This window comes from Butyrivibrio sp. MC2021, from assembly GCF_000621605.1.
Classification (GTDB): Bacteria; Bacillota; Clostridia; order Lachnospirales; family Lachnospiraceae; genus Butyrivibrio.
The window spans coordinates 81,935-107,616 of the sequence record NZ_JHXX01000003.1; the positions used below are offsets into that span (position 1 = coordinate 81,935).

Consider the following 25,682-nt stretch of genomic DNA (forward strand, 5'->3'; position numbering starts at 1 on the left):
AGGTGGGCTAATTAGCCCACCTTTTTTCACGGGTAAAATCTTATCTGCAGATTGTCTGCTTCTTCGCAGGCCTCATCACAGAGGCGCATAAGTGTGTCGTAATATTTCCCCAAAAGCCTCGCAGCTCTTCTCGTATTATAGAAAATCAAATTCCAACCCTCAGCTCCATCTGTCAAAACATCATGCAATGCATCCAGGTTCTTTCCATAATACTCAGGCACCGGAAGCTCTTTAGCCAAAAGCTCCTGCAGCTCTTCTTTTGTGGTAACTTCTGTTAGGTCTAAATAAAAGACTTTTTCTTCCATAGTCAATCCTTTCCAATTCGGATTAATTCACAGAACATTAAGGTTCATATAGAAGTTCAAAGGATTCGTAGTGATCCCCGGTGTAGTAGATATAGCCGTCGTCGGAGTATATTATTCGCTTGGCTCCTCTGCTGCTCTTTCCCAGGGTATCTATGTCACATTCGTGGTAGGATTTGTCCTCCGGAAGAAGCCCCTCGTAGTTGCCGAAGTAGTCTCCGCCGATGGATTTCCCGGGAGCGTAGTCCTCAACATTTCCTCCCGTCCAGCCCAGCTTCTTGGCTTCCTTCTTGGTGATGAAATTGGAAGGAAGCTTTCCATAGGTGTGAATATATAGCGCCACCTCATCCTTGCTGTTGTAGGTGCCATCCTCCGGGATGGACGCCGTCTCAGGTTCCGGTGGCGAGGTGGAATCAACCGATGGAGCAGTTTCTGTGGTCTGCTCCGAGGCTGCGCTCTCCGCGGCCGCTTCGCCTCCGCTGTCCTCCGACACAAGCGCTACCGCGCTGTCGAAGGAAACCAGCTCCGCTGCCGTTTCCGTCGCGCTTGCAGCGGCATTCCCAGGCGGTACCTGGGCCGGCGCCGGCGCCTTGGTCCTCTGGCATCCCACCAGGCATAGCATCAGCACAAGGGCGATCCATAGACCGCCCTTCCTGAAAAATCTCTTAACTGCGGAATTCATCTGCTATTTCCTCCGCCTTCTTATTTATTTCACCGGCCAGTGCCTCATCAATATCCTTAACCCAGGGATTCTTCCCGGAAAGGTCTATCGCATTTCCCTTTTCATCCACAGTTCCGTACTCTCCGTAGAAAGTCAGGGGCTCGTCCTTGTCAACGCCTCCCCAGCCGGAAAAGCGCTTCTTTGAAACAGTCTCATCCATGGTGCAGTTAAGGAACACCGCCTTGGCCTCTTCTCTCCAGGGTCTTCCCAGAAATACCGATTCAGGCTCGCACCCCTCTGCCCCTTTTATAAGGCAGTTCCTGAAGACCATTCCAAGATTATCGCTCCTGGTGCAGGGAGCAGTGATATAGCCGTTTATGGCTTCGTTTCTGTTGTTGCAGATAACTGTGCAGTCATCAAAGACCGCATCCGCGCCACCAAAGATAAAGTCCACATCCCCGGTGATCACGCAGTTTTTGTAATACTGCTTCGTGAGCTTTCTTCCGGTCATGACCCTGGGCCCCATGAAGCCCTTCTTCTGCCTCTCCGTATCCGGAAGGGGCGACATGAACAGCGTATCCTGGGCTCCCTCCAGCCTCACGTTCTCAAAATAGCAGCGGTCCGCATCCGCATACACAGCCAGAGCCTGGCCTGCGGTTCGTCCGTCTCCCGCGGTATTTCTGATGGTCATGTTTTTTACAACGCATTTTTCTCCGGCAAAAAAAGCTGTGTAGGATCTGAAGGTCCCACGCTTGGAGCCGTCGGGCATTTCATCAAAGGCCCCGTCGCCGTATTCAAGGGTTGTCTTGTCAGGGCCTTCACCGATGAAGGTAATATTCTTTTTCTCAGAAAAAATCTTCTCGGTAAAGACGCCCTCACCTATGCGGATAACCGCCTCGGTATCATAAGGCACAGCCTGAACCGCCTCTGTGATAGAAGAAAAATCACCGTCAGATTGAGAAACACATATTTCTAACATAATTATACCTCATATAGATGTCAGGCTCCGGAATGCAGTTTGCCTCCCGGAGCCGTCACTTTTATTTGTAATTAACCTCTGTAAAGCTGGTATTTTCCACGTTCTTAAGCTCCGGCTCCTTGTCAGCGGCACCGGCAATTGTCATGTTCTTGAGCACCAGGTTCTTCACATTCTGAGCATAGATGCTGCGTCCGCTCATCTCATCGAAGTTATCCATCATAACGGGACGCTCCGGAATTCTCTCGCTCTCGGGAAGGAAGGAAACATCCACGTTCTCGAAGGTAAGCTTGCCGATAGGCATCTCAGGAAGGCCCACAGCACACAGTACGCAGGCACTTACCCCCTTACAGTTCATGTTTCTTCCTGTGATGGAGCCGATGCTTGGTGTCATCTCGTCCACAGGAGCGGGAGCCTGATTCTGAACATAGTCGCTGTGTCCGTCGGGATCGCAGAAATAGAACATGTTCACGGTGAAAGGCATATGAACTCCGGACATATCGATATTTTCAAAAAGGATATCATCCAGAACAGATCTCTCTCCGCGGCCTCTTCTTGTCTTGATGCGAAGGCCTCTGTCTGTTCCGTCAAAAATGCACTGTGAAACCCTTACGTTTCTCACACCGCCTGCTGCCTCTGAGCCCACAGTTACGCTGCCGTGGCCCCTCTCGAACTTGCAGTTTCTGATAAAGATGCCGTCGGTCTCCTTGTGGTGCATAAGGCTCATGTAGTACTTGCCGCTCTTGATGGCCATGCAGTCATCTCCAACGGAGATAACGGTTCCAAGAACCAGAACATTGCTGCAGCTCTCGGGATCAAGGCCGTCGGTATTGGGTGAATCCGAAGGATTGTATATAAGAAGGTTAAGGAAGGACAGGTCGTCACTGTAGTAGGGATGCACTGTCCAGCAGGGTGAATTCTGAACTATCAGGTTCTGAACATTCACATTTTTACATCTGCAAAGATAAATGGTGTTGGGTCTCCAGGCACCTCTCTTCACCTTGGCATTGACCCACCAGTCGGAATTGCCGGCGTTGCCGTCGATGGTTCCGGGGCCGATGATATCCAGGTTCTCGGCATCGATGGCTGTGATAAGGGATGCATAGCTGGTAAGAGGGTTGCCCTCCCAGCTGGAGAGGTTGTACTCGCTCTTTTCATCGGTGGAAAGGGTCATTCCAGGCAAAAGAGGATAGTGATTCCTGTCGGTATCTCCCAGAAGTGTTGCCCCCTCGTCGATCCACAGGGTCATATCGCTCTTAAGGAAAAGTGCTGTGGAATAATATGTTCCCGCAGGAAGATAAACAGTACCCTCCTTGGGGCAGGCGCAGATGGCAGCCTGAATAGCGGCTGTATCGGATGTTTCTCCGTCGCCCTTTGCTCCGAACTTGGTAACATCAAGGAGCACTGACTCGTGCTTGGTGGTGAACTTCTGTGAGGATTCCTCCCCTGCCATCACAACCTTGATCTCATATTCTGTATCCGGAAGAAGTCCTGAAACAGTAACGACATTTCTCTCAGATTCAAGCTTCCTGGCTCCGTCTATATATACTTCAAAGGTCTGGTCCTGCTTAAAAATGCTGTCAGACTCAAGCTCTATGGTCACGCTTCTGTTAAAAACTCTTACAACCTTAAAATTCATAAAAACCTCCAATAAAAAATCATGTAGATGTAACCTCTTACATCTACATGATACCAAATAATTCTTATAATTTCTCTAAAAAAAATGAATCAAAAAATGATGATTTTATCATCCAATCCAATTTGAGATAATATCCGCAGTCTGTCTGATCTGCTGGCCGTTGGTGATGGCAGGCTCGCCGTCGCCTTCCTGGATTCCGTAGCTTCCAAAGTAGGAGTGGATACCGCCCTCGATAACATATTCCTCAGAATCTGCGGGCCAACGGGACTTACTTTCATTGTAGCCATCCATATTGAGGACCTTGTCCTGATCACCGTAAATGGAAAGAAGTCTCAAATCAGTTCCCGAGAAATCTGTGGTTGTATAGGATGCGCAGAGAATGATTCCTGCGTAGTTATCCACATTGTCTCCAAGATAAACGGAAGCCGCAACCCCGCCCAGGGAGTGGCCTGCCAGGTACCAGTCCATGTCCTTGGCCATTTCTTTTTCCGCATCCATACCGTCCAGAAGCTTGTCAGCAGCACCTATATTGAGGAATGCCAGATTCTCAGGCATTCTGGGCAGGATACAGATGTAACCTCTTGATGCCAGCTCGCACATAAGGGCGCTGTAGGCAGTATGCTGAACCTTGCCTCCGGGATAGAAAACAATTACCGCCCCGGCTTCCTCTCCGGTGGGGATAAACACGGAGGCGTCCTTATTTGAATAAGTGTGCACAGCTCCGTTGAAATCGGCCTCATAGCCCTCTATAAAGGTAGAGTCCGCCCTGTAGTAATTGCGGGTATAGATCTTAAAACAAACGGCAGCTACCACCAGGATAATGCACGCCCCCAACAGCACCCACCGTAAAATCTTTTTCGCTTTTTTAAATTTTCCCAAAATAAACACCACTTTCTAAAATTTAAATTCTGTGTTCAAATCTCCGTCAATAATTCTGACCAGCTCCATGGCACTCTCGAAGTCTTTTCTCTCGTTTTTCTCCACAAATATCACGTGTCCCTGCCAGGTTGCGTGCTGTCTGAAGGCAACCTGAATGATAAAGGTTCCCATCCGGCCCTTTTTACCCTGGATGTTTCTGGTGCCGTGCTGTTTCTGAACTCTGTCGATGGCCAGCTCGTCGCTGTCATCCTGCTGTTTGGGAAAGCCCTTGTCCCTGTGATCCTCCTGCTCCCCTCTGCCGAACTCTCTTCTCTCAAGACTCCTCTGGGGAAAATCCCACTCGTCGTACAGTTTGTCGGCGCTTATCAGCATGTCATAAATTCCGTTAAAAGATATAGGATCATCGGAATACTGGTGCCACAGTTGGCCCTGATAGTCAGTATTCTGGTTGTCGTCGATGCATACGCAGATCAGATTTCTGGCAAAAAGCATCTGTTTTGCTTCGCTCATGCTAAATCCCCCGGCAATTAATTGTTTTTTCAAAAACTCCTCAAAGTCATATAACATATTATAACGCGTTCTCCCTACTTAATGCATTAAATTTAAAAAGGAAAAGCGGCTGCCCTGTAAGCAGCCGCCCTCCTGTATGTTTAATATCCTATAACCTTAGAGATATTTCTTATGATTCCTCTTCCTCCTCTTTTTTCATCTTTCCCTTGATGATAAGAGCGAGGGCTGCAGCTGCTGCTACTATTATAGCAAATGCTCTTGCAGTATTGTTGGTTTCATCGTCAGTTCTTCCTCTTCTTGCTCCGAGAACTGCTGCGCCTGTGGTCTCTCTTCTTGCTCCGAGAACTCCTGCTGCAGGTGCTGTAGGAACTATAGCTGCCGGTGTGTCTGCCAGAGGTGTAGGTGTGTCATCTATAACTGCGGGTTCCGGTGCAGGTCCGGGGCCGGGAGTAGGAGTAGGTGTAGGATTAGGATTTGGTGCAGGTGAAGGAGGATTTGGTGTAGGTGCAGGTGAAGGAGTTTCAGGCTCCTCAGGATTTTCGGGCTCCTCAGGATTCTCTGTTTCCTCTGCCTCGGTTACTACCAGGTCTCCCTCTACCATTGTTATTGTGTAGTTCTTAAGGATGTCTTCGGAAGCTATTATTTCGAAGGTGTTCTTGCTGCTTCCAACCTCTGTCTGGGTTCCTGTTACGTTGTAGGTTACCACGTCGCCGATGCCCCAGCCGGGTTCTGCTGTAACTTCTTCGTTTGTAAGAGCTTCTCCGTCATATGCCTTTGTGGCTGATCCGGAGGTCAATGTGATCTCGAGAGGAGAGATTACCAGTTTTCCTGTAACCATTGTGATGTCGAACAGGTCGGTTACTATATTTCCTAAGGAATCCTTTACTACCGGCTCTCCTATGATCTCTACATCATATTCGCCTACGTCTCTTGCCTGTGTATCTACTGAAATTCCGCTTACTGTGAAGGTTGCTCCGTTAACTGTAACCTTGTCGCCTTCTGAAGGTGCTGCTGCCAGGAAGCCTGCTCTTGTGTTGACGGGTTCGCCGGCCTTTACTGTGTAGCCGTAGCCGCCGAAGGTTTCACCGGTGTAAACCTGCTCATCGGAGTCGGATGTGATGGTGATCGAATATCCTGATCCGGGGCCTGTGATGGTGAGAACACCGTCTGTTACTGCGAAGGTTACTCTGTAGTTAGGATTGGATACGCTGAACTGATCCTTGTTAAGACCCATCTTGTAGCTTCCTACTGCGCTTCCTGATGCTGATGCGCTGCCGGCGAACTTAACTTCGTTTCTGGTGATGTCTACGCCTGCGGGGATGGTCATGTCGTATCCGTTTACGCTCTGCTCTTTTCCGTTATATTCTACTGTTGCGGAGTTACCGACTATTGTGATGACAACTGCCTTAGGATTGATCTGCTGGTAGCCGTCGGTTACGTTTACTGTTACGGGCTTGAAGTTCTCGCTGCTGTTTTCGAACTGAGCTGCTGTAAGTCCCATGTAGGATGTTCCTGCTTCTTTTCTTGATGCTTCTGCATTTCCTGTGAAGGTCAGGTACTCGCCTGCCAGATACATCGGGTTGCTTGTCTCGATGTCATATCCGCTTACGCTGTGCTCTGCTCCGTCGTAATCTCTTGTATCCCTATGTCCGGTAACTGTTACTGTTACGGGAGTCGAAAGGATTTCCTGGTAACCGTCTGTTACGTTGAAGGTTACGCCGGTGAAGTTGCTGTTGGTATTGCTGAACTGATCTGCTGTAAGACCCATCTGAGTCTTTCCTACGTCGGTCTGAGCTGCTACTGCTGTTCCGGAGAATCCGAAGTCATCTTCTGTGTAAAGAGGATTGCTGATCTCTACGTCGTAGCCGCTTACGCTGTGCTCCTGTCCGTCGTAGTTTCTTGTGTCGTGCTTACCTGTGATGGTTACTATTACATCATCAACACCTGCTATTGTTACGTAGCCGTCTGTTACGTTGAAGGTTACTGTAGCGAAGTTGCCGCTGATGTTGGTGAACTGTGATGCATCCAGTCCCATGTAGTCGGTTCCCACTTCAGTTCTTGCTACAACTGCTGTTCCTGCGAATCCGAAGTCGTCTTCTGTGTAAAGAGTATTTGAGAACTCTGCTTTGTAGCCCTCTGCCTTGTGCTCTTTTTCGTCGTAGGTAGCTGTTGTGAAGTTACCGGTTATTGTAACTGTTACGTCTATGGGCTCGATGGTCTGGAAGCCGTCTGTTACGTTGAAGGTTACCGTGCCGAAGTTGTCGTTGTTATTGGTAAACTGGTCTGATGCAAGGCCCATATTCCGGGTTCCGGCGTCGGTTATTGCAGCTGCGGCTGTTCCTGAGAAGGTGAAATCGCTCTCTTTGTAAAGAGGATTGCTGATCTGTACGTCATATCCGCTTACGCTGTGCTCTTCACCGTCGTAGTTGGTTACGTTTTTATGACCTGTGATGGTTACTGTTACATTGATAGGATCGATGGTTACGAAGCCGTCGGTTACTTCAAAGGTTACGGTTCCAAAGTTGTTATTGGTGTTAGCAAACTGATCTGCTGCCAGGTTCATGTTGGTGGTTCCTACTTCAGTTCTTTCTATATCCTTTGTTCCGCTGAAGGTGAAGTATGCTTCTTTGTAAAGGGTATTGCTGATTGTTACGTCGTAGCCGCTTACTGCGTGTTTTTCTCCGTCGTAGGCTACTTTGGTGTTGTGACCCTTGATGGTTACTGTTACATCGATAGGATTGATGGTCATGTGGCCGTCGGTTACTTCAAAGGTTACGGTTGCGAAGTTGTCATTTTTGTTGGTGAACTTATCTGCTGTAAGTCCCATGTCTGTGGTTCCTACTTCAGTTCCCTTTGCCTCTGCCATTCCGCTAAAGTCGAAGTCAGCTGCTGTGTAAAGGTTGGTGCTGAATGCTGTGTCGTAACCTGTTACTTTGTGCTCCTCTCCGTCGTAGGCTACGCTGTCGCTGTGACCTGTGATGGTTACTGTTACATCGATAGGATTGATGGTCATGTGGCCATCGGTTACTTCGAATACTACTGTGGTGAAGTTAGCACTCTTGTTTTCGAACCTGGATGCTGTAAGTCCCATGTCTGTGGTTCCTACATTGGTTCCCTTTGCAACTGCTTCTCCGGTTAAGGTGTAGTCAGCTGCTGTGTAAAGAGTTGTGCTGTACTCTGCGTCATATCCGGTTACACTGTGTTCGTTTCCGTCGTAGTCTGCGCTGTCGTTGTGACCCGTGATGGTTACCGTTACGATCTCGATAGGAGTGATAACCATGTGTCCGTCGGTTACGTTGAAGGTTACTGTGGCAAAATTGGTATTGTTATTGGCGAACTGTGATGCTTTAAGTCCCATGTCTGTGGTTCCCGCATCGGTTCTTGCTGCCACCTTGGTTCCTGAGAAGGTGAAATCAGTCTCTTTGTAAAGAGGATTGCTGGTCTCTACGTCGTAGCCGCTTACGCTGTGTTCCTGTCCGTCGTAAACCTTTGTATCACTGTGACCTGTGATGGTTACTGTTACGTTTATGGCTTCGATGGTCTGATAACCGTCGGTTACGTTGAAGGTTACTGTAGCGAAATTGCTGCTGGTATTGGTGAAGTTGTCCGCTGTAAGACCCATGAAATCGGTTCCTACGTTGGTCATCTTTGCCAGCTGGTTTCCTGTGAAGGTGAAGTCCGCCTCTGTGTAAAGAGGATTGCTGGTAGTTACGTCGTAGCCGCTTACACTGTGCTCCTGTCCGTCGTAGGCAGCTGTGTTGTGGTGACCGGTGATGGTTACTATTACGGTGCCCACAGGAGTTATGGTCTGGTAGCCGTCGGTTACGTTGAAGGTTACTGTGGCAAAATTGCTATTGTCATTGCTGAAGTTGTCCGCTGTCAGTCCCATGTACTCGGTTCCTTCAGCTGTTCTCTTTGCTATGGCTGTTCCTGTGAAGGTGAAATCGCTCTCTTTGTAAAGAATGTTGCTGGTCTCTACGTCGTAGCCGCTTACTGTGTGCTCGTTTCCGTCATAAACTGCTGAGTTGTTGTGACCTGTGATGGTTACTGTTACATTTATAGGATTGATGGTCTGATAACCGTCGGTTACGTTGAAGGTTACTGTCTTGAAGTTAGGGCTATTGTTTTCGAACTTTGATGCTTCAAGACCCATCTGGGTTGTTCCTGCAGCTGTTCTCTTTGCTATGGCTGTTCCTGTGAAGGTAAAATCTGCTTCTGTATACTTGGAGGTACTGAAGGATACGTCGTAGCCGCTTACACTGTGCTCTTCTCCGTCGTAATCTGTACTGTTGTTGTGACCTGTGATGGTTACTGTTACGCTCTCGATAGGAGTGATGTTCATGTGGCCGTCGGTTACGTTGAAGGTTACTTTTGCGAAGGCTGCGTTGTTGGTGAACTGCTCTGCCTTGAGACCCATGTCGGTGGTTCCTGCGTTGGTTCTCTTTGCCAGTGCTGTTCCTGTGAAGGTGAAATTGCTCTCTTTGTAAAGAGGATTGCTGATAGTTACGTCGTAGCCGCTTACGCTGTGCTCTTCTCCGTCGTATACTACTGTGCTGTTATGACCTTTGATGGTTACTGTTACGTTTATAGGAGTGATGGTCTGATAACCGTCTGTTACGTTGAAGTTTACGCTGGTGAAGTTGGAGCTTAAGTTATGGAACTTGGAAGGTGCCAAGCCCATGTTGGTGGTTCCCACTTCAGTTCTCTTTGCAATCGCTTCGCCGTCAACTGTGAAATCGCTCTCTGTGTAAAGAGGATTGCTGATAGTTACTTCATAGCCGCTTACTGTGTGCTCTGCGGTGTCGTAAACTGCGCTGTTGCTGTGACCTACGATGGTTACTGTAACTGCGCCGGCCCTGCTAATGGTGATCTTACCGTCTGTTACGAAGAACTGTACATCGCTGTATCCTGTTCCAACTGCTGTGAAGCTGGCGGATGAAAGACCCATCTGGGTTGTTCCTGCTTCTGTTCTCTTTGCTATGGCATTTACGCCGCTCTTAAGTGCTACGTTTGCTGCTGTGAAGTCGCTTACGGGATCGTCGTTCTCATCAAGGATACTTACTACTTCATATCCGCTGACTGTATGCTCTGTTCCGTTATAGGTAAATGTTCCTGTGTTGCCCTGAATGGTTACCTTAAGGCTGATTCTTGGATAAACTACGTTGATGATGTTAGGTCCTGCTTCGGTTACTATGAAGGGCTTGCTTCCCTGCTGCTCACCGTCTCTGTAGCCTGCGGGCTTCTTTGCGTTGAGGTCAGCTTCTGAAAGTGTTATCTTAGCTTCTTCTGAACCAAGCTCTACGGGATCCTTTACTACGGAATCTATAAGGTTCTCTGCTGCCAGTGTGCCTCTGTAATAATTTATGGTGTAGCTTATCTTGTTTACCTGCCATACTGCGTAGAGTACGTTAGGAAGAGGCTCGTGGTTGTTTGCTGCGATCACTGCTCCAAGAGCTATCTCAGGAGTTGTGGCGTCTGATTTTCTGCTCCATCCAAGGAGTACGCAATTTTCCTTTGTGTATCCGCATCCCTCTGCTGTAAGGGCTGTGATGCTCTGGTTTATCTTAAGATCTACAACTTCGATGTCGGCTCCGTCGCCGCCGTTTGGCTTATAGGTGATCTTTGTTACGGTGTCTGTTCCGGCCTTTTCGAAGATCGCTTCAAGTCTTACGTTCTTGATCTCCTCAGGTCCTGTGGCTCCCTCTACATATTCGGGAACGATCTCGAAACAGTTATTGGGATAATAGATTCTTCCGCTGGTATCGAGTTTTATTCTCCATCCCAGGAATGTGTAGCCTTCCTTAGGAGTTACTGCACCTTTAACTACTACGCAGGAGCTGGGTGAGTACAGATAGGAATCTGTGGGTGCAGGGCCCTGTCCGTTAGGTCCTACTTCATATATGATCCTTACCTGGCCCTTGGTTCTCCACTTTGCTATGAGCCGGATATTCTTGGTGGGCTGTCCGAAGGAGTAAGGTTCGTTAGTTCCGTCGTTCCAGAACCATCCAACCAGATCGTAGCCGTCTCTGTGGGCATTGGTATAAAGGGTTTCTCTGCTGACTTCCTCAAATTTGCCTGTCTCTTTTATGTATTTCAGTGTAAAGTGTGTACCTGCGTCATATTCGCCTCCGTTGGGATCCAGGTCAACGGTAAATTCGATTGGCTTGTAGTAGGCATGTGCCACCAGGTTGTTGGCGGGCATTGTCTGATCCCAGTTAAAGGCCTTCTGTCCGTTGGTATCCACGTACCAGCCTATGAACTTAAAGCCTGTTATCTTAGGCATTTCAGCTTCTGTAGGAGCCTGAGCCTCATAGCCTGAAAGAGGCATCTCATAAGGAATACCTGTTATAAGCTTCACTTCTTCGGTGTCGTTCATGAAGGAGATGTTGTATCTCTTTCTTGTGTAATAGAAGTTGATGGTATTTCCGTCATTGTTTCCGTTAAGTGCTTTTCCGTTTACGAATTTCGGATCTGTGTGGTGCTTGCTAAAGCCCTCAAGATCGATGTAGTCTTCTTTTTCAGTGATGAAATTGTAATTGGCAGAAACGGTTTTTCTTACTTCATATCCGTCCTCGTACAGTTTTTCAACGTTGAAGATCATGTACTTAAGGCCGGCATCTGAATTATCTCTTGTAAAAGTGATATCCTGTGCAGGCATCAGGTTGATGACCACCAGAACCTCTGAGTAAAGGTTTGTGTTATGGGGTTTCCAACGTGAACCTGTGCTGTCGATAGGGAACTGGTCTGTAATAACATGTCCGTAAAGAGCTGTGATCGTTTTTACGTTGCTCTGTGAATATGTATGTTCCTTGAACTTTAATGTAAAGGTTTTTCTGTCGTAGTATACATTTACTACTGTGTCGCCCTTATCGCGGATCACTGTGGTGGTTTCGCCGGTGTTTCCTTTTACTATCTCGTATCTTGCATCCTTGAAGCCGTCGCCTCTTGAGCCAAGATAGGAATTTATCATCTGTTTTGTTATGGTTGCATTGGTGGGGCCTGATAACTGGTGACTCTCTACAAAATCGTAGGTCTTGGGAGAAGCATCAACTTCATCGGATGCTCTCTGTTCCCAGATAACTACTGTATAGGGGTTATTTGCGTTAACTGTCCACTTTGCGTAAAGAGTAATGTCTGTCTCCAGGTACTGATTCCAGTTAAATCTGCTTGCGTTTCCGCAGCCGGGATCTGTGTACCATCCGCCGAAGATATATCCCTTACGGGTAGGATCTTCTTGGGGTTTTTTATCACTTGCTTTTTCATCCTGAAGGACATATACGGGAGCGGTATAGGTTGCACCGCCGCCTGCTCCGCCGTCATTTCCGTCGAAGGTGATCCAGTGTGCTGTGTTGAATACTGCGTAAACTTCGCTGACTTCTCTTGCATCAAAGGATGTTGCTATTTCTCTTTTATCAGCTACTGTGAGATCTGTTCTTTCATCTACATACTTTGTCCATCCTATGAAGGCCTGTCTTTCAAGAACGGGGTTGGCGGTAACGCCTGCTGTTGAGATCATGGCAGGTTCATCGCCTATAACAACCTTGCTCTTGGTCTGGATCGTTTCGCCGCCGGGACCTACGAACTTAAGGTAAAAAGTTGTCTCGATGCGGGCGTCTACATTTATGACATCATTTGCTACAACGCTTTCGATAACTCCGTAAGGAGGCTTCTGATCTGTGGTGGTGCCGCGGATAAACCATCCGTGGAATACCTGGTGATCTGAAAGTGTAGGCATCTCGGGCTCTATAAGGGTGTCGCCCTTTTTAACTACCTGGCTGTCTACCAGTGTTTCGCCGTTGTAGAAATTGTAGGTTGCTGTTGCATATATCTGTTCTTCTGCGTTGTCATCGGAGGAAGTTCCCTCACCTGCAACGATATATATTGAAAATGAACCGGTTTCGAAGGATGCACCGTCTGCACAGGCATCTGCGATCTTTTCAACTGATCCGTCGTCATCCTTGTGGACTACGCTGAAGCTGTCGCCGTCAAGGGATGATGAAAGGGAGATGTTTACGTGAACCGCTGCTGCATTGGCGGGTTCAATCTCCTGCTCTTCATATCTGAAGGAGATGTCAACACCGATGGCCTCTGTTACGTTTTCGCCAAGGGCTTCCACTGCTGCGTCAAGAGCTTCGCCTGCGGAGATGGCTGATACTACCATCTCTGTGCCTTCGGGGAATGCTCCCTCGTCAGCGTGGGCACTGACGTTCATTCCGCCTGCGCTTCCGAAGAAGTCTGCTTCCGGCATGTTGATCTTTTCTTCTTTTTCTTCCTCTTCTTTATCCTTATCCGGAGCTGAGCTGGAGGCTGATGCTGCTGCATCCTCGTCCTCTACGGATGCTTCTGAGCTGGCCTCTGCTGCGCCTTCTGTATTCTCTTCATCGGTTGAAGAAGCTGTTCCTGCCTCGTCTTCTGTTTCTTCGGAAGGAGGTGCTGCCTCTTCTCCTGAGCCTTCGCCGCTTTCATCTGAAGGGGCTTCCGGAGTCTCTGCAGGAGCTTCGGGAGTTTCGGGATTCTCTGCGGGGGCTTCGGGATTTTCAGGATTCTCTGCGGGAGCTTCGGGCTCCTGGGGCTGCTCTTCCTGAGGTGCTTCAGGCTGTTCTTCCTGAGGCTCTTCCGGCTGATATTCAGGCTCTTCGTTCTGGCCTTCATCATAGCTTTCTTCGCCGCCCTGGTCGCCGCTTTCGTAGCTCTCTTCGGGAGCGCTGTCCTTTGATTCTTCAGCACTTTCCTGTGGAGCTTCCGCTTCCCGGGATTCTTCACGGTTTTCTGTTTCCTGTTCAAATTCTTCATCAGCTGCTATAGACGTGAAACTAGTGAAATCATGTCCGAAGGTTGACATCACAAGCGCGAATGAAAGAAGATATGCAAGTGTTCTGTTGATTTTTCTTAACATAAGCATTTCCTCCTCACAAGGTTTGCTATTGTTGACAGTTACAGATTCTTTAACCGGTTATGTTTGTTTTTGTTAAGCTGTTACCTCGTTGTCGTCCCCCTGTTCCTCCGCTATTAAGTTTTCTTTGTTGATCGCATCATCCATAAGTGCTATAAGTTCAAGGCCACTTCGAAATCGCTGTATCTCGTTGGTCTCCGCCCATATGATTTTCCCCTGCCAGGTGCCTTTCCGGTCTTCCCTGAGCTTTATTATGAAGGTGCCTTTCTTATTGGTTCCAAATGGAGTATTGCTTTTTTTCAATCCTCTTCCCATAGGCAATTTCCTTTCATGTGTTTATGATATAAAAAATACAATCATGAAAAACATCATAAAATACAAAAATAACGTCCCATTATGATTAAACAAACATGAACTTCCTAACCAATATATAAAGCAAACGTTTTCGTTGATTTCCATTTGTTGGATATAGGACGAATTTGAGGCAGGCAGATGGGGCGGATTCCGGATGGTGCCTGCCACCGTAAAAAGAAAGGCCGCCGATGCAGTTCCTTGCACCGGCGGCCGTGAAGCGTCAATTACATTATTTACATATACTTCTTGGCTTCTTCAGGCTTCAGATCAAACTGCCTGCAAATTGCAGCAGCAATCTCCTCATCAGATTGACCGAGCCCACGCAGAATATTAACAGCACCTTCTATACCTTCTTTTAATGCCTCTTTTCTACCTTCTTTTCTTCCTTCTTTTCTACCTTCTTTTCTTCCTTCTTCAATCATCATCTCAATACCTTTGCACATAATGATCTTGTCTCCTTCCTTATCATCTAACGAGATTTTGGCTCCGGTAAAAGTATTAATCACATTTACCGACTCAGGTGCAAGGCCCCAGTTTGGACCTTTCTTATCCAGCATCGCCTGAAGGTCTTTATCCGAATTCTGTCTTCGAATGAATTCAAATACATCTCCCAGCTCTGTAGTAAACTTATCGAAATCCTCAATTGTATGTGGGTCTACAAGGTTAATCCGGTAATCATTCACAAATGGCGCCAAATCCGGATCTAGGTCATCCATCATCTCTAAAAGACTGACCGGACCATCCCATTTCTTATCGCCCCAGTTAATTACCAGTGTAATTACCGGTATTAACTTATCTTTCTCGGTAAAGCCTGACAGGAACTCCGCTGAATTCTTAGCTTTTTTCGCCTTCCTATTCTGCCTGGCTATTTCTGTAACCTGCGCTGCATAATCCAATGCATCATACAGACTATTTCTTACGGGCATAGCATAATGGATATCTGACTGGTTCTCGATTCCCAGAATCGCATAGACTCTGCGTCCATCGCTTTTTATGGTCACACCTTTAAGTATATCCCTATACTTTTGGGCAGTAACAATTGTTTTGAACTTTTTCATGACAGCTTCTTCGACAGGATCTTTATCAACCAGGTCCTCGGGCTTAATAACCTGTCTTCCGCCATGGATGTAATAATTCCAAATGTCAGCAAAGTTCTTTTTGTCTGACATGTAATCATGTGAAACGGTGTTTTTATCGCTCAATATATTTCTCCTTTATTATATTTAGTAATTTTTCTCCTAGCAAGTTAGCATTCTAGAGTTCTTCTTTATCCTTTATTCACACAAACAACAATATAGGAAATAACCGTCTGAGAATCAGACAGCTTTCACAAGATTAAAATTAGACAAAAACGCTGTCGCTATTGTACTACAGGTGGAGGGGTTCTTCAAGAAGGTTCTTTGAAACGCACAGGGCAAAACTGCCGAAAGGGCAGGGGCTTGCAGTAAGAAAAATTTCGGTGCCATAAATCCCCGATGGGTTATGACGAAATTTTTCTTGCTGCAAGCCCCTCACCCTTTCGGCAGTTTTGCCCGTCCGGGAGGACTCAAATATACATGTTTTCGGCCAGCTCCTCACGGGGGAGGAAGGGCGCCAGGTCCTCCAGAGGAGGGCTGGTGAGGGAGCCGTCCGGTTCCCGGCGGGCTGAACTCTTGGGTGCCCAGACCTGGGTGGTGTCTGTGAAGACTTCGCAGAATACCGGGGCGGCGGTCCTGAGTGCTTCCGCAAGCTTGCCCTCCAGGTCGTCTCCCGTATGTATTGCGATGTAAGGATATCCAAAGGCCTCCGCAATCTTCCTGAAGGTCGGGAAGGCCAGATCCTCGCTCTCGGGGCCGATTCCCACTTTGGAGAACTCACTGAAAAGATTGTTCTGAGTTAGCCTTATGGAATGATATCCGTCATTGTTTATAAGGAAGATCTTCACAGGAAGCTTGTTGGTTATGATGGTCTGAAGCTCCTGAAGATTCATCATTATACTGCCATCTCCCTCAAGGCAAATGGTCTCTTTATCTCCCGCAGCTTTGCAAAGACCGATGGCCGCCGGAAGTCCGTAGCCCATGCTGGCCACCGCATTGTTTATGATAAATCTGCTGCCCTCTTTCACGCACCAGCTCTGGTGCCCTGCCACACAGCAGGCTCCGTTACTTACAGCGCAAAGGCTCTCCCCAGGGAGCTTCTCCGACAGCTCTCTGATAAAGCCGTATACATTAACCGGCTCCTTCCCTGTAAAGCGCTGTTCATCGGAAACCACCGGATATTTTTCCTTCCACCTGATGCACTGATTTCTCCAGTCATCTCCGGCAAATACATACTTCTCCCCGGTCTCCGAGATCTCATCCTCGCAGAGAATCTCCATCTTTTCCAAAAACTCTTTCACATCCGCACAGATCTTCTTATCCACATGCAGCGTATGCTTGTCCATCTCCGCAGGGTCGATATCCACCATAATTACCTTGGCAGCTCTGGCCCAGGTATTCCAGTTGTAGCCCACCTGCCTGATGGAGAGCCTGCTTCCCAGAACCAGCAAAAGATCCGAATTCTGAACCGCAAAGTTCCCGGCTCTGTCACCCATATTGCCGCCTCGGCCGCAGTACAGGGGATGCTCATCCTCAATCAGATCAATGGAATTCCAATAGGTACACACCGGAACTCCCAGCTTATCCACAACTTTCCTGAAAGTCTCAAATCCCCCTGAGATCCTGACTCCGCCGCCCGCGTAGATAACAGGCCTCTCAGCCTTTTTTATCTCCTCAAAAACCTCAAGAGCCGCAGCCCCGAGATTCAGGGTCACCTCATGACCTTCCTCAGGCACAAACCCTCTAAGGCTCTCAGGCTCCACCTCCGCAGCCTGGAAATTCACAGGAACATCGATCCAGACAGGCCCCGGCCTTCCCGTATTCATCAGATGCCAGGCCTTCTCCATATGGTATCTGATATCCGCAGGGTCCTCCAGCATCACCGCATATTTGCAGATGTTGCCGGTCATCTTGGTTATGTCATATTCCTGATCTCCCAGAGATCTCAAGGTATGCTCGGTGCTTCCCGTAATTTTTTCCCAATATCGCACCGTGGTGTCGTACCTCACCTGGCCGCTCACCACAAACATAGGCAGGGAATCAAGCCAGCCTCCAAGGACTCCCGTTATGGCATTGGTGCCGCCCGGGCCGGAAGTCACGTTAAGAACAGCCACTTTTCCCTCAAAACGAGAGTAGCTCTCCGCCGCAATGGCAGCCCCCTGCTCGTGATGGAAGTGGGTGCACTTAAGCCCCTCCTTGTGTCCGAAGGAATTATTCAAATACATAGCGCCACCGCCTACTACCATGAAGCAGTCGGTGACGCCTTTTTTTACCAAAAAATCTGCAATATAATCAGAAACTCTCATAATCTCTTACCATTTAATCCAGGGTGCGCGCCCCGTGTCTATCAGCTCCGAGAGCTCATCCCGCTCTCTTGCGGTATCCATGCACTTCCAGAAACCGTCGTATTTGTAGGCCGCCATCTGACCGTCACGAACCAGGTCGTGCATAGGCTCTTTTTCAAAAAAGGTTCCGTCTCCCTCGATGTAATCAAAGACTCCCGGCTCAAGAACCATGTAGCCGCCGTTAATTCTGGCTCCGTCAATGCTGGCCTTTTCCCTGAAGTCCCGAACCACGGAATCGTCTTCCTTATCTATGTCAAAAACGCCGAATCTCTGGCCCGCAAGAATCGCGGTCACGGTAGCGATCTTGCCATGGGACTTGTGGAACTTAAGAAGCTCGTTCATGTCCAGGTCGCAGACCCCGTCGCCGTATGTCATAAAGAAGGTCTCGTTTCCAACGTGCTCTTTTATCCTCTTGATACGTCCGCCGGTCATGGTGCTGTAGCCGGTGTCCACCACAGTGACCTTCCAGGGCTCCGCCTTCTGGGAGTGGTACTCGATCCTGCCGCTGTCGGTGAAATCAAAGGTGACATCGCAGTTATGAAGATAATAGTTGGCGAAATACTCCTTGATGATCTCCTGCTTGTAGCCTGCGCAGATGATGAACTCATTGAAACCGCAGTAGGAGTACTCCTTCATGATATGCCAAAGTATGGGTTTTCCGCCGATCTCGATCATTGGCTTGGGGCGAAGATGGCTCTCCTCGCTGATCCTGGTGCCAAAGCCGCCGGCTAAGATTACAACTTTCATTTTGTTTTCCTTCTATATAAAAAATTATTATTTCCTATTAATTATACTTAAAGCGCAGGCTCATCGCAAATAATGCAGGATAATCACCCTGCATTTATCATTATCTTAATGTAGTCCTCGGACTTGCGCTTCATGATGTCAAGGCCCGTGGGGATTTCCGAGAGGGACAGTCTGTGGGTTATGAGGTCCTCCGGGGAAAAACCGTTCTCGGAAGAACCATCTTTCCAGGCCCTGAGGCGCTCAAGAACATATTTCCAGTCGTCGGTGCAGGATGTGCCCTCATCTCCCAGATAGGAGGAGTTCCAGGTGCCGGTGATGTCTATCTGATTCCGAAGGATCTTCCAGTAGGTGTCCTTGGAAAGATTCATGTCTGCAGCGGGATTGCCCACCAATACTACTTTCCCCATGGGGGCTGCGCATCTGATGGCCTGCTCGTAGTTTTCAGGTCTGCCAACCGCTTCGAAGTATACGTCCGCTCCCTTTCCACCGGTTTTATCCATGATAAATCTATATGGATCCCCGTATCTCACATCGCAGATATGATTCTCGGGAAAGCCCATATTTATGAGCTTACTCATCTGAACATCCTTATTGGCAACAAACCAGAGCCTGTCATAGCCCGCATCGCTGATGAACATGGCCAGGAACAGCCCGATGGTGCCAAGACCGCAGATGACGATATCGTCTTTTTTGTCCAGATAAAAACGTCTCATGGCATGAACCGCCACGGACATGGGCTCCAGCATTGCCGCCTCTTCAAAGGATATCTCCTCCGGAAGCTCCACAAGATTCCACACCGGAACACTGACATACTCCGCAAAGCCGCCGTCACGGCGAGATCCCAGGTAGTCGTAGCTCTGACACATCTCATAGTGCTTCTCTTTGCACTGAGGACAGGACTTGCAGGGAATCAGCGGGAAAACACCCACTCTTTTGCCCTCCAGAGAAGGCTTATCAGGGCATCTCTCCACCACCCCGGAGAACTCATGTCCCGGAATCAGTGGCATGTTATGGGCCCCGGTCTTGTATATCCTCGAAACATCGGAACCGCAGATGCCGCTGGCCGCAACCTTAACAAGCGCCTCCCCCGGACGGGGCGACGGCGCTTCCATTTCTACATATTTCAGGTTCCCTATGCCATAGAGTATCTGTGCTCTCATATTGTTGAGGATGCTCCCTTTTATGAGGAAAAATAATAAACGTATTTAAGTATATTTTACTTCGAAACGCCCAATTTTTCACCTCTATTCAGTGAGGTTTTACCCGGATGGTGGGTTGGCGTGCCATGTGGAAATGTAAATTGCGAGACATTCGGGCACATCGGATGATTCAGGAGCACTTCAGATGGACGGAGGGCCGATTGTTCTGAGCAACGAGAAATGAGGCCCTCCGGACAGATGAAGTGCCCTGAATCACCGGTGGGAACGATGCGAGTATATTTGCATTTTCACATGGTGCGACAACCCACCATCCGGGGAAAGCCGGACTAGGACGAAGCGAATAATTTTCATTCTCTCATGGCGCGATAAAGCCCGCCGGGTAGCCCGGACTGAACTCCCGCCAACACCTTGCATCCCCCGGGCTGCATCAAGCCCCTGGGAGGGGACCCGCAAATTTACTTCCAGCGGGCCCGGTATTCCAGGGGACTTATCCCTTCAATCTGTTTAAAGATCCTCGAAAAATAATACAGCGGCACAATCCCGCACCTCACCCCAATCTCCTCCACCGTCTCATCAGTAAACCTCAAAAACTGCTTCGCATGCGTAATCCGTGTAATAAGAAGATAGTTGATTATCGACGTCCCGAACTGCTCTTTAAACTCCCTGGAAAGCGTGTACTTATTTATAAGAAACATCTCCGCCATCTGATCCAGCGTGATCTTTTCCTGATAATGGGTATCAAGATAATCCTTCAGCGCAAAAACCCTGCTGCCCCCGGCATCCCCGCTCCTGACCTTCTCCGGCTGCCAGCTGAAGGACATAAGAAACGTCAAAAGCCCCGACAAAGACTCATTTATCCTGATATCCCTGATGTAGTCCGAGGAATAGGCCACCTCCCGGAGTCTCTCGAAGAGCTCCCGGGCCTCCCCAAGACTCCCCGGGTGAAACACCGGCTGCCCGCCCCTTTCCACATACTTAAGGTAGATCGGCAAAATATTTTCCCCGTAAAAATGCACCCAGTCCAGGGCCCAGAGATCCTCCGAAGTCCTGTGGGAATACGGATTCTTGCAATTTATAAAAACGCAGTCCCCCGCCGCCACCTGGTGTTCCTTCCCGTTGTAGTCCAGGACCCCGCTGCCCTCTTTTACATAGAAAAAAAGAAAGGATTCCAGATTCTGTCTCTTGCTGGTGTGGGTGCTCCTGGCCTTAAGGGAACCAATTTCCTGCAAATATATAAGGTTGGACTTGGCAAACTCCGAGGGAGTGTAAAGCAGCCTGTCCGAAGATACGTCTTTTCCCTGAAACAAATGCTCGCTCATCTTATTTCTCCTTTGATAAAAAAGTATAATCTCCCGGTCAAGATAATGCAAATCAAAATCAAGAAAGTGAATTCCAATAAGGAAAATATATATTATAATAATCTAAGTAAGATTTAAATTTATGTTAAACAGTACTTATTTATTCGAAAGGATACTAATATGGCAAAGAAAGCACTTATTACCGGAATTACAGGCCAGGACGGCTCCTACCTCGCAGAGTTCCTGCTGGAGAAGGGTTACGACGTTCACGGCATCATTCGTAGATCATCAGTAGATTACAGAGAAAGAATCGCTCACCTTGAGGGACATCCTCATTTCCACCTTCACTACGGTGACCTGGGCGATTCCATGAGCATCCTGGGCGTTGTGGGAAAGGTTCGTCCTGACGAGATCTACAACCTGGCTGCCCAGTCTCACGTTCAGGTTTCCTTTGATTCACCGGAGTTCACAGCGGACGTTGACGCCACCGGCGTTCTTCGTGTCCTTGAGGCCGTTCGCCAGTGCGGTCTTGCCGATACCTGCCGCATCTACCAGGCTTCTACATCTGAGCTTTACGGCAAGGTTGAGGAGGTTCCTCAGAACGAGAAGACTCCTTTCCACCCCTACAGCCCCTACGCTGTAGCCAAGCTCTACGGTTTCTGGATTGTAAAAGAGTACAGAGAAGCCTACAACATGTTCTGCTGCTCAGGAATTCTTTTCAACCACGAGTCAGAGCGCCGCGGCGAGACCTTTGTTACCCGTAAGATCACCCTGGCTGCTTCACGTATCGCTCAGGGCAAGCAGGACAAGCTCTACCTCGGTAACCTCTCATCCCTTCGTGACTGGGGCTACGCCAAGGACTATGTTGAGTGCATGTGGCTCATCCTTCAGAACGACAAGCCTGAGGACTTCGTTATCGCCACCGGCGTTCAGCACTCCGTAAGAGAGTTCGCTCAGCTGGCCTTCCACTATGCAGGCATCGAGCTGGAGTTCAGAGGCGAAGGCGCCGACGAGAAGGGCTACGACAAGGAGACAGGTAAGGTCCTCATCGAGGTTTCCCCTGATTTCTACAGACCTACAGACGTTGTCAACCTCTGGGGCGATCCTTCCAAGGCAAAAGAGAAGCTTCACTGGAATCCACAGTCCACATCCTTCGAGGATCTTGTCCGCATCATGGTTGAGCACGACATGAAAAAAGTTGCAGTGGAAAGAGCCAACGAACACGTAAAATTCAACCTGGCTGAATTCCTTGAGAAAGGTATTGATAAATAAGGTAAAAAATTATGATGGAAAAAAACGCGAAAATATATGTAGCAGGCCACCGCGGAATGGTTGGTTCAGCTATCGTAAGAGAACTTCAGAAGCAGGGCTATAAGAACATCATCACCAGAACCCACAAGGAACTGGACCTCACAAGACAGGATCAGGTCGAGGCCTTCTTTGCAGATGAGAAGCCCGAGTACGTTTTCCTTGCTGCTGCCAAGGTTGGCGGTATCATGGGTAACTCAGAGGCCCTTGCAGACTTTATGTATGAAAATATGATCCTTGAGATGAACGTTATCAACTCAGCCTGGAGAAACGGCTGTAAGAAGCTTGAATTCCTTGGTTCATCCTGCATCTACCCCAGAATGGCACCTCAGCCCATGAAGGAGAGCTGCCTTCTTACCTCTGAGCTCGAGAAGACCAACGAGGCCTATGCTCTTGCCAAGATCTCAGGCCTTAAGTACTGCGAGTACCTCAACAAGCAGTACGGCACAGACTACATCTCCGTAATGCCCACCAACCTTTACGGACCTAACGACAACTATCATCCCACCCACTCACACGTACTTCCCGCTCTTATCCGTCGTTTCCACGAGGCAAAAGAGCAGAACCTTCCTTACGTAACCTGTTGGGGAGATGGAAGCCCTCTTCGTGAGTTCCTTTATGTGGATGATCTGGCCAACCTCTGTGTATTCCTTATGAATAACTACAGTGGCAACGAGACAGTTAACGCAGGAACCGGAAAAGAGCTTACTATTAAAGAACTTACTGAAAAAGTTGCCAAGATCATTGGCTATGAAGGAGAGATCCGCTGGGATCCCACCAAGCCCAATGGCACACCTCGTAAGCTTCTTGACGTATCAAAGGCCAAGAACCTTGGCTGGACCTATACCACAGAGCTTGATGACGGAATCCGTCTTGCATATGAGGATTTCCTTAACAATCCCATGCGTGCAGAGAGATAATTTACTCTATAATGAAATCCAGGCTGACCGCGCCTTTGAAGTTACCTTTTCCGGTTACTTTAAGGGTTGCGGTCCCTTTTTTCTTATTTTTCTTGTAGCTGACAGTGTAGTCTTTTCCCTTGGTAAGAGTCTCTGTCTTGCCGCCCACCTTGAAGGTCACAACAGGCTGAGGCTTAACTCCCCCTTTCACCAGAGGATAGCTCTTATTCTGTAACTTGGCTGTCACACCACTGTTTTCACCGCTTATATCCAGCGCCTTTATGGAAAAAGTCTTGGTGATCTTGCCCTTGTAGCCTGAAACGCCGCAGAGAACCAGCTTCGCTTTTCCCTTGTTAACATTTTTGGAATAGCTGTAGGTATAATCGTAGCCTCTCTTCTGCTTATCCGAGAGCTTCTCATAGCTTTCAGCGTCGATTCCCTTGAGAACTTTTCCCGTTTTATCCGTAAGGGTAAAAGACTTGGTCACAGGACTTCCGGTGTAAATCCCGGGACTGAGCTTTTTGCTTCCGGTCTCTTTTTCAGCAAAAGAGAACTTGGTAATGCTTACCTGCTTGATGGGGCCATCGATTTTAAAGCTGTACTCCTTACTTTTTTCCCTGAAATATGCCCCCTTGAAGGTGACTGTTATCAGGGCCTCACCGGCCTTTACATTATCGCTGTACTTAAGGGAATAGTCCTCACCCTCGGTAAGAAGCCATCTTCTGTCAAATATCATGAGTCCGTCAAGGGTCTTGGGCTTGCCGTCAGCATAAAAGGTCTCGCCGTCATACTGATCGGAGCCCACCATCCAGATGCCCTTTGGTATGTCTTTTCCTGAGGAAAATTTCATGTAGGATCTGATATTCGCGGGAACATCTCCCCAATCCCCGGCATCATCGGATTCATCCTGATCCCAGGTAAGCCACAGGGCTACCGTGATGTCCTCTGTGATGATCTCCTTTTCAAAATCAAGATCGAAGCTCCAGGAGTCCTTACCATCTTTTGTATACTGATATCTCCAGACGGGAATATCGGATTTTCTGAGTTTAATCCCCGAAGCATCGGGCTTGGTGGCATGGCCGCCGCACTTGACGGTCTGGGTGGGAAAATCGTATTTAACTCCGTCAACGGCCACAGCAAATTTGACCTTACACTCCTTATCCGGGTAGTAGGGCTTAAATACAGGAACCGCATCCCTCATGCCAAGCATATGGCCGGTGAGCCCCCGCTTCCAGGATCTCCTGGAACCGTCGTAGTTAACCACAATGCCGCTCTTAACTCCCCCAAAGCTCTCGGTAGACCTCTGTGTTATCACACCGGGCATTTCCCCGGAGAAAGTCAGCTCTTTTATAGAGGTGCAGTTTCTGAAGGCCCCGGTTGCTATATCTCTAACCTTCTCATGAAATGTAACCTTGGTGATGGAGGTTCCGTCAAAGATGTGACGTCCTATGCTGGTAACAGCCTTGGGGATAACAATCTCACCGGTAACTCCCGAACAATTTAAAAAGGCCTGTGCTCCGAGATATTCAAGGCTGTTTGGAAGGGCCAGATCGCAGGTAAGACCTGAATTACAAAAAGCCATATCTCCCAGGTATTTAAAGGTCTCGGGAAAATGGAGCTTTTTTCCGGTATTCTTCACAGAAACAGCGCCTTTTCTCAGGTAAAAAGCGGCCTCGCCGATATGCTCAATTTTATTAAAGCCCTTGAGATAAAAACCATTCTCGGTTGTAAGCAGCCAGAAAGCTCTTTCTCCGATATATTCCACGTCAGCCGGGATGGTGATGTCAGTTCCCAGTTTATCAACAAGGCAAAAAGCGAAGTCGCCGATATAGGTTGTCTTATCAGACAAAGTACAATTGTCGATTGCCTTCACGTTATAGAAGCAATATTCCCCGAAACGTGTTACTGACTTAGGAATCGCTGTGACAGTAGCAAGGCTCTCAAGTCGAAAAGCGTAGGCTCCGATGGAAGTGACGCCTTCCTCAATAATTATCTTGTCAATTCGTCTGCCACCCCAGGGTGCGGGTTTGAAATCGGAGTAGTCGTCCATGGGACCGGTACCCTTGATGGTAAGAACCATGTGATACAACTCCCAGGTGAGGTTTTTGCCGCAGGTTCCGGAAGTGGCAGAGTTTTCAGCGAGAGCAGCCGCCTCTTTAGGCTGAGCCTCGATGTCTTCGATATTTTCTGTTTCTTCGGAAAAATCTTCAGTAATCGTCTCTTCAACGAGATCCTCATCTATAAGAGATTCCTCGTCTGCAAAAGAGTCCTCCTCTTCGATATCTTCCTCAGTGAATACTTCCTCAGGGAGTTCTTCCCCGGTGAACTCTTCCTCGGCAAAGATCTCCTCCTCTCCAAAATCCTCCGCAGCGTATGCTGTAACAGGCATGCCCCCCAAGCTGCCTGCGATCATTGCCGCGCTTAATAATCCAATCAAACTTCTTTTAATCATTGTCACTCCTCCTAGGCATAGTACGAAAATTATACTACTACATTTTCCTGATTTACAGGGCGTTTTCTGACAAATGGCATCTGAAATGGGATAAATGGTAAGAAAACCCGATAAATAGCTTGAAAAATTAAGAATGTGAAATTATTATATATCAAGCAAATTATGAAAAGAAAAAGGTTATGC

The 25,682-nt window shown here is 48.2% G+C and carries 16 protein-coding genes; 2 read left to right on the forward strand and 14 right to left on the reverse strand.

Annotated features, from left to right (window positions below):
- Positions 1-26: 26 nt before the first annotated feature.
- The 13 genes from T359_RS19800 to T359_RS0108540 form a co-directional block, all read right to left on the reverse strand.
- Positions 27-305 carry a barstar family protein gene (locus T359_RS19800; RefSeq protein WP_035784071.1) on the reverse strand — a complete coding sequence of 93 codons (279 nt, stop codon included), beginning with the start codon at positions 303-305 and terminating at the stop codon, positions 27-29.
- Between the two features lie 37 nt (positions 306-342).
- A complete protein-coding gene (locus T359_RS22145) occupies positions 343-984 on the reverse strand; it encodes a ribonuclease domain-containing protein (RefSeq protein ID WP_242839068.1) in 642 nt (213 codons plus the stop codon).
- Entirely contained in the window at positions 968-1,942 is a 975-nt protein-coding gene (locus T359_RS0108490) for a pectinesterase family protein (RefSeq protein ID WP_026517104.1), read from the reverse strand. The genes T359_RS22145 and T359_RS0108490 overlap by 17 nt, the downstream gene beginning before the upstream one ends.
- Positions 1,943-2,003: 61 nt before the next feature.
- Positions 2,004-3,578, reverse strand: coding sequence for a glycoside hydrolase family 28 protein (locus T359_RS0108495; protein ID WP_026517105.1), 1,575 nt, complete (start codon positions 3,576-3,578; stop codon positions 2,004-2,006).
- Positions 3,579-3,686: 108 nt separating this feature from the next.
- Positions 3,687-4,412 (reverse strand): alpha/beta hydrolase, encoded by a 726-nt coding sequence (locus T359_RS0108500; RefSeq protein WP_197027075.1) that lies wholly within the window; start codon positions 4,410-4,412, stop codon positions 3,687-3,689.
- Positions 4,413-4,472: 60 nt separating this feature from the next.
- Complete coding sequence (locus tag T359_RS19810; protein ID WP_035784073.1) at positions 4,473-4,967, reverse strand: hypothetical protein; 495 nt, start codon at positions 4,965-4,967, stop codon at positions 4,473-4,475.
- Between the two features lie 169 nt (positions 4,968-5,136).
- Positions 5,137-13,863 (reverse strand): InlB B-repeat-containing protein, encoded by an 8,727-nt coding sequence (locus tag T359_RS0108510; RefSeq protein WP_026517107.1) that lies wholly within the window; start codon positions 13,861-13,863, stop codon positions 5,137-5,139.
- A 72-nt stretch (positions 13,864-13,935) separates the two neighbouring features.
- Positions 13,936-14,175 carry a hypothetical protein gene (locus T359_RS0108515; protein ID WP_051545151.1) on the reverse strand — a complete coding sequence of 80 codons (240 nt, stop codon included), beginning with the start codon at positions 14,173-14,175 and terminating at the stop codon, positions 13,936-13,938.
- A 272-nt stretch (positions 14,176-14,447) separates the two neighbouring features.
- Entirely contained in the window at positions 14,448-15,416 is a 969-nt protein-coding gene (locus T359_RS19815; protein ID WP_051545153.1) for an Rpn family recombination-promoting nuclease/putative transposase, read from the reverse strand.
- Between the two features lie 344 nt (positions 15,417-15,760).
- Positions 15,761-17,596, reverse strand: a complete 1,836-nt coding sequence (locus T359_RS0108525) for a thiamine pyrophosphate-binding protein (protein WP_026517109.1) — start codon at positions 17,594-17,596, stop codon at positions 15,761-15,763.
- A gap of 6 nt (positions 17,597-17,602) precedes the next feature.
- On the reverse strand, positions 17,603-18,382 hold the full coding sequence (gene rfbF, locus T359_RS0108530; RefSeq protein ID WP_026517110.1) for a glucose-1-phosphate cytidylyltransferase: 780 nt from the start codon (positions 18,380-18,382) through the stop codon (positions 17,603-17,605).
- An 83-nt stretch (positions 18,383-18,465) separates the two neighbouring features.
- A complete protein-coding gene (locus T359_RS0108535) occupies positions 18,466-19,542 on the reverse strand; it encodes a galactitol-1-phosphate 5-dehydrogenase (protein ID WP_026517111.1) in 1,077 nt (358 codons plus the stop codon).
- A 455-nt stretch (positions 19,543-19,997) separates the two neighbouring features.
- Positions 19,998-20,861, reverse strand: coding sequence for an AraC family transcriptional regulator (locus T359_RS0108540; RefSeq protein WP_026517112.1), 864 nt, complete (start codon positions 20,859-20,861; stop codon positions 19,998-20,000).
- A gap of 159 nt (positions 20,862-21,020) precedes the next feature.
- On the opposite strand from T359_RS0108540, the gene gmd reads away from it, so the two are divergent.
- Complete coding sequence (gmd, locus tag T359_RS19820) at positions 21,021-22,112, forward strand: GDP-mannose 4,6-dehydratase (RefSeq protein ID WP_051545155.1); 1,092 nt, start codon at positions 21,021-21,023, stop codon at positions 22,110-22,112.
- Between the two features lie 14 nt (positions 22,113-22,126).
- On the forward strand, positions 22,127-23,068 hold the full coding sequence (locus T359_RS0108550; RefSeq protein ID WP_334291613.1) for a GDP-L-fucose synthase family protein: 942 nt from the start codon (positions 22,127-22,129) through the stop codon (positions 23,066-23,068).
- Between the two features lies 1 nt (position 23,069).
- Here T359_RS0108550 and T359_RS21500 read toward each other — a convergent pair whose 3' ends face one another.
- Positions 23,070-25,499: a leucine-rich repeat domain-containing protein gene (locus tag T359_RS21500; RefSeq protein ID WP_051545158.1), complete on the reverse strand. Its 2,430-nt coding sequence runs from the start codon at positions 25,497-25,499 to the stop codon at positions 23,070-23,072.
- Positions 25,500-25,682 lie beyond the last annotated feature (183 nt).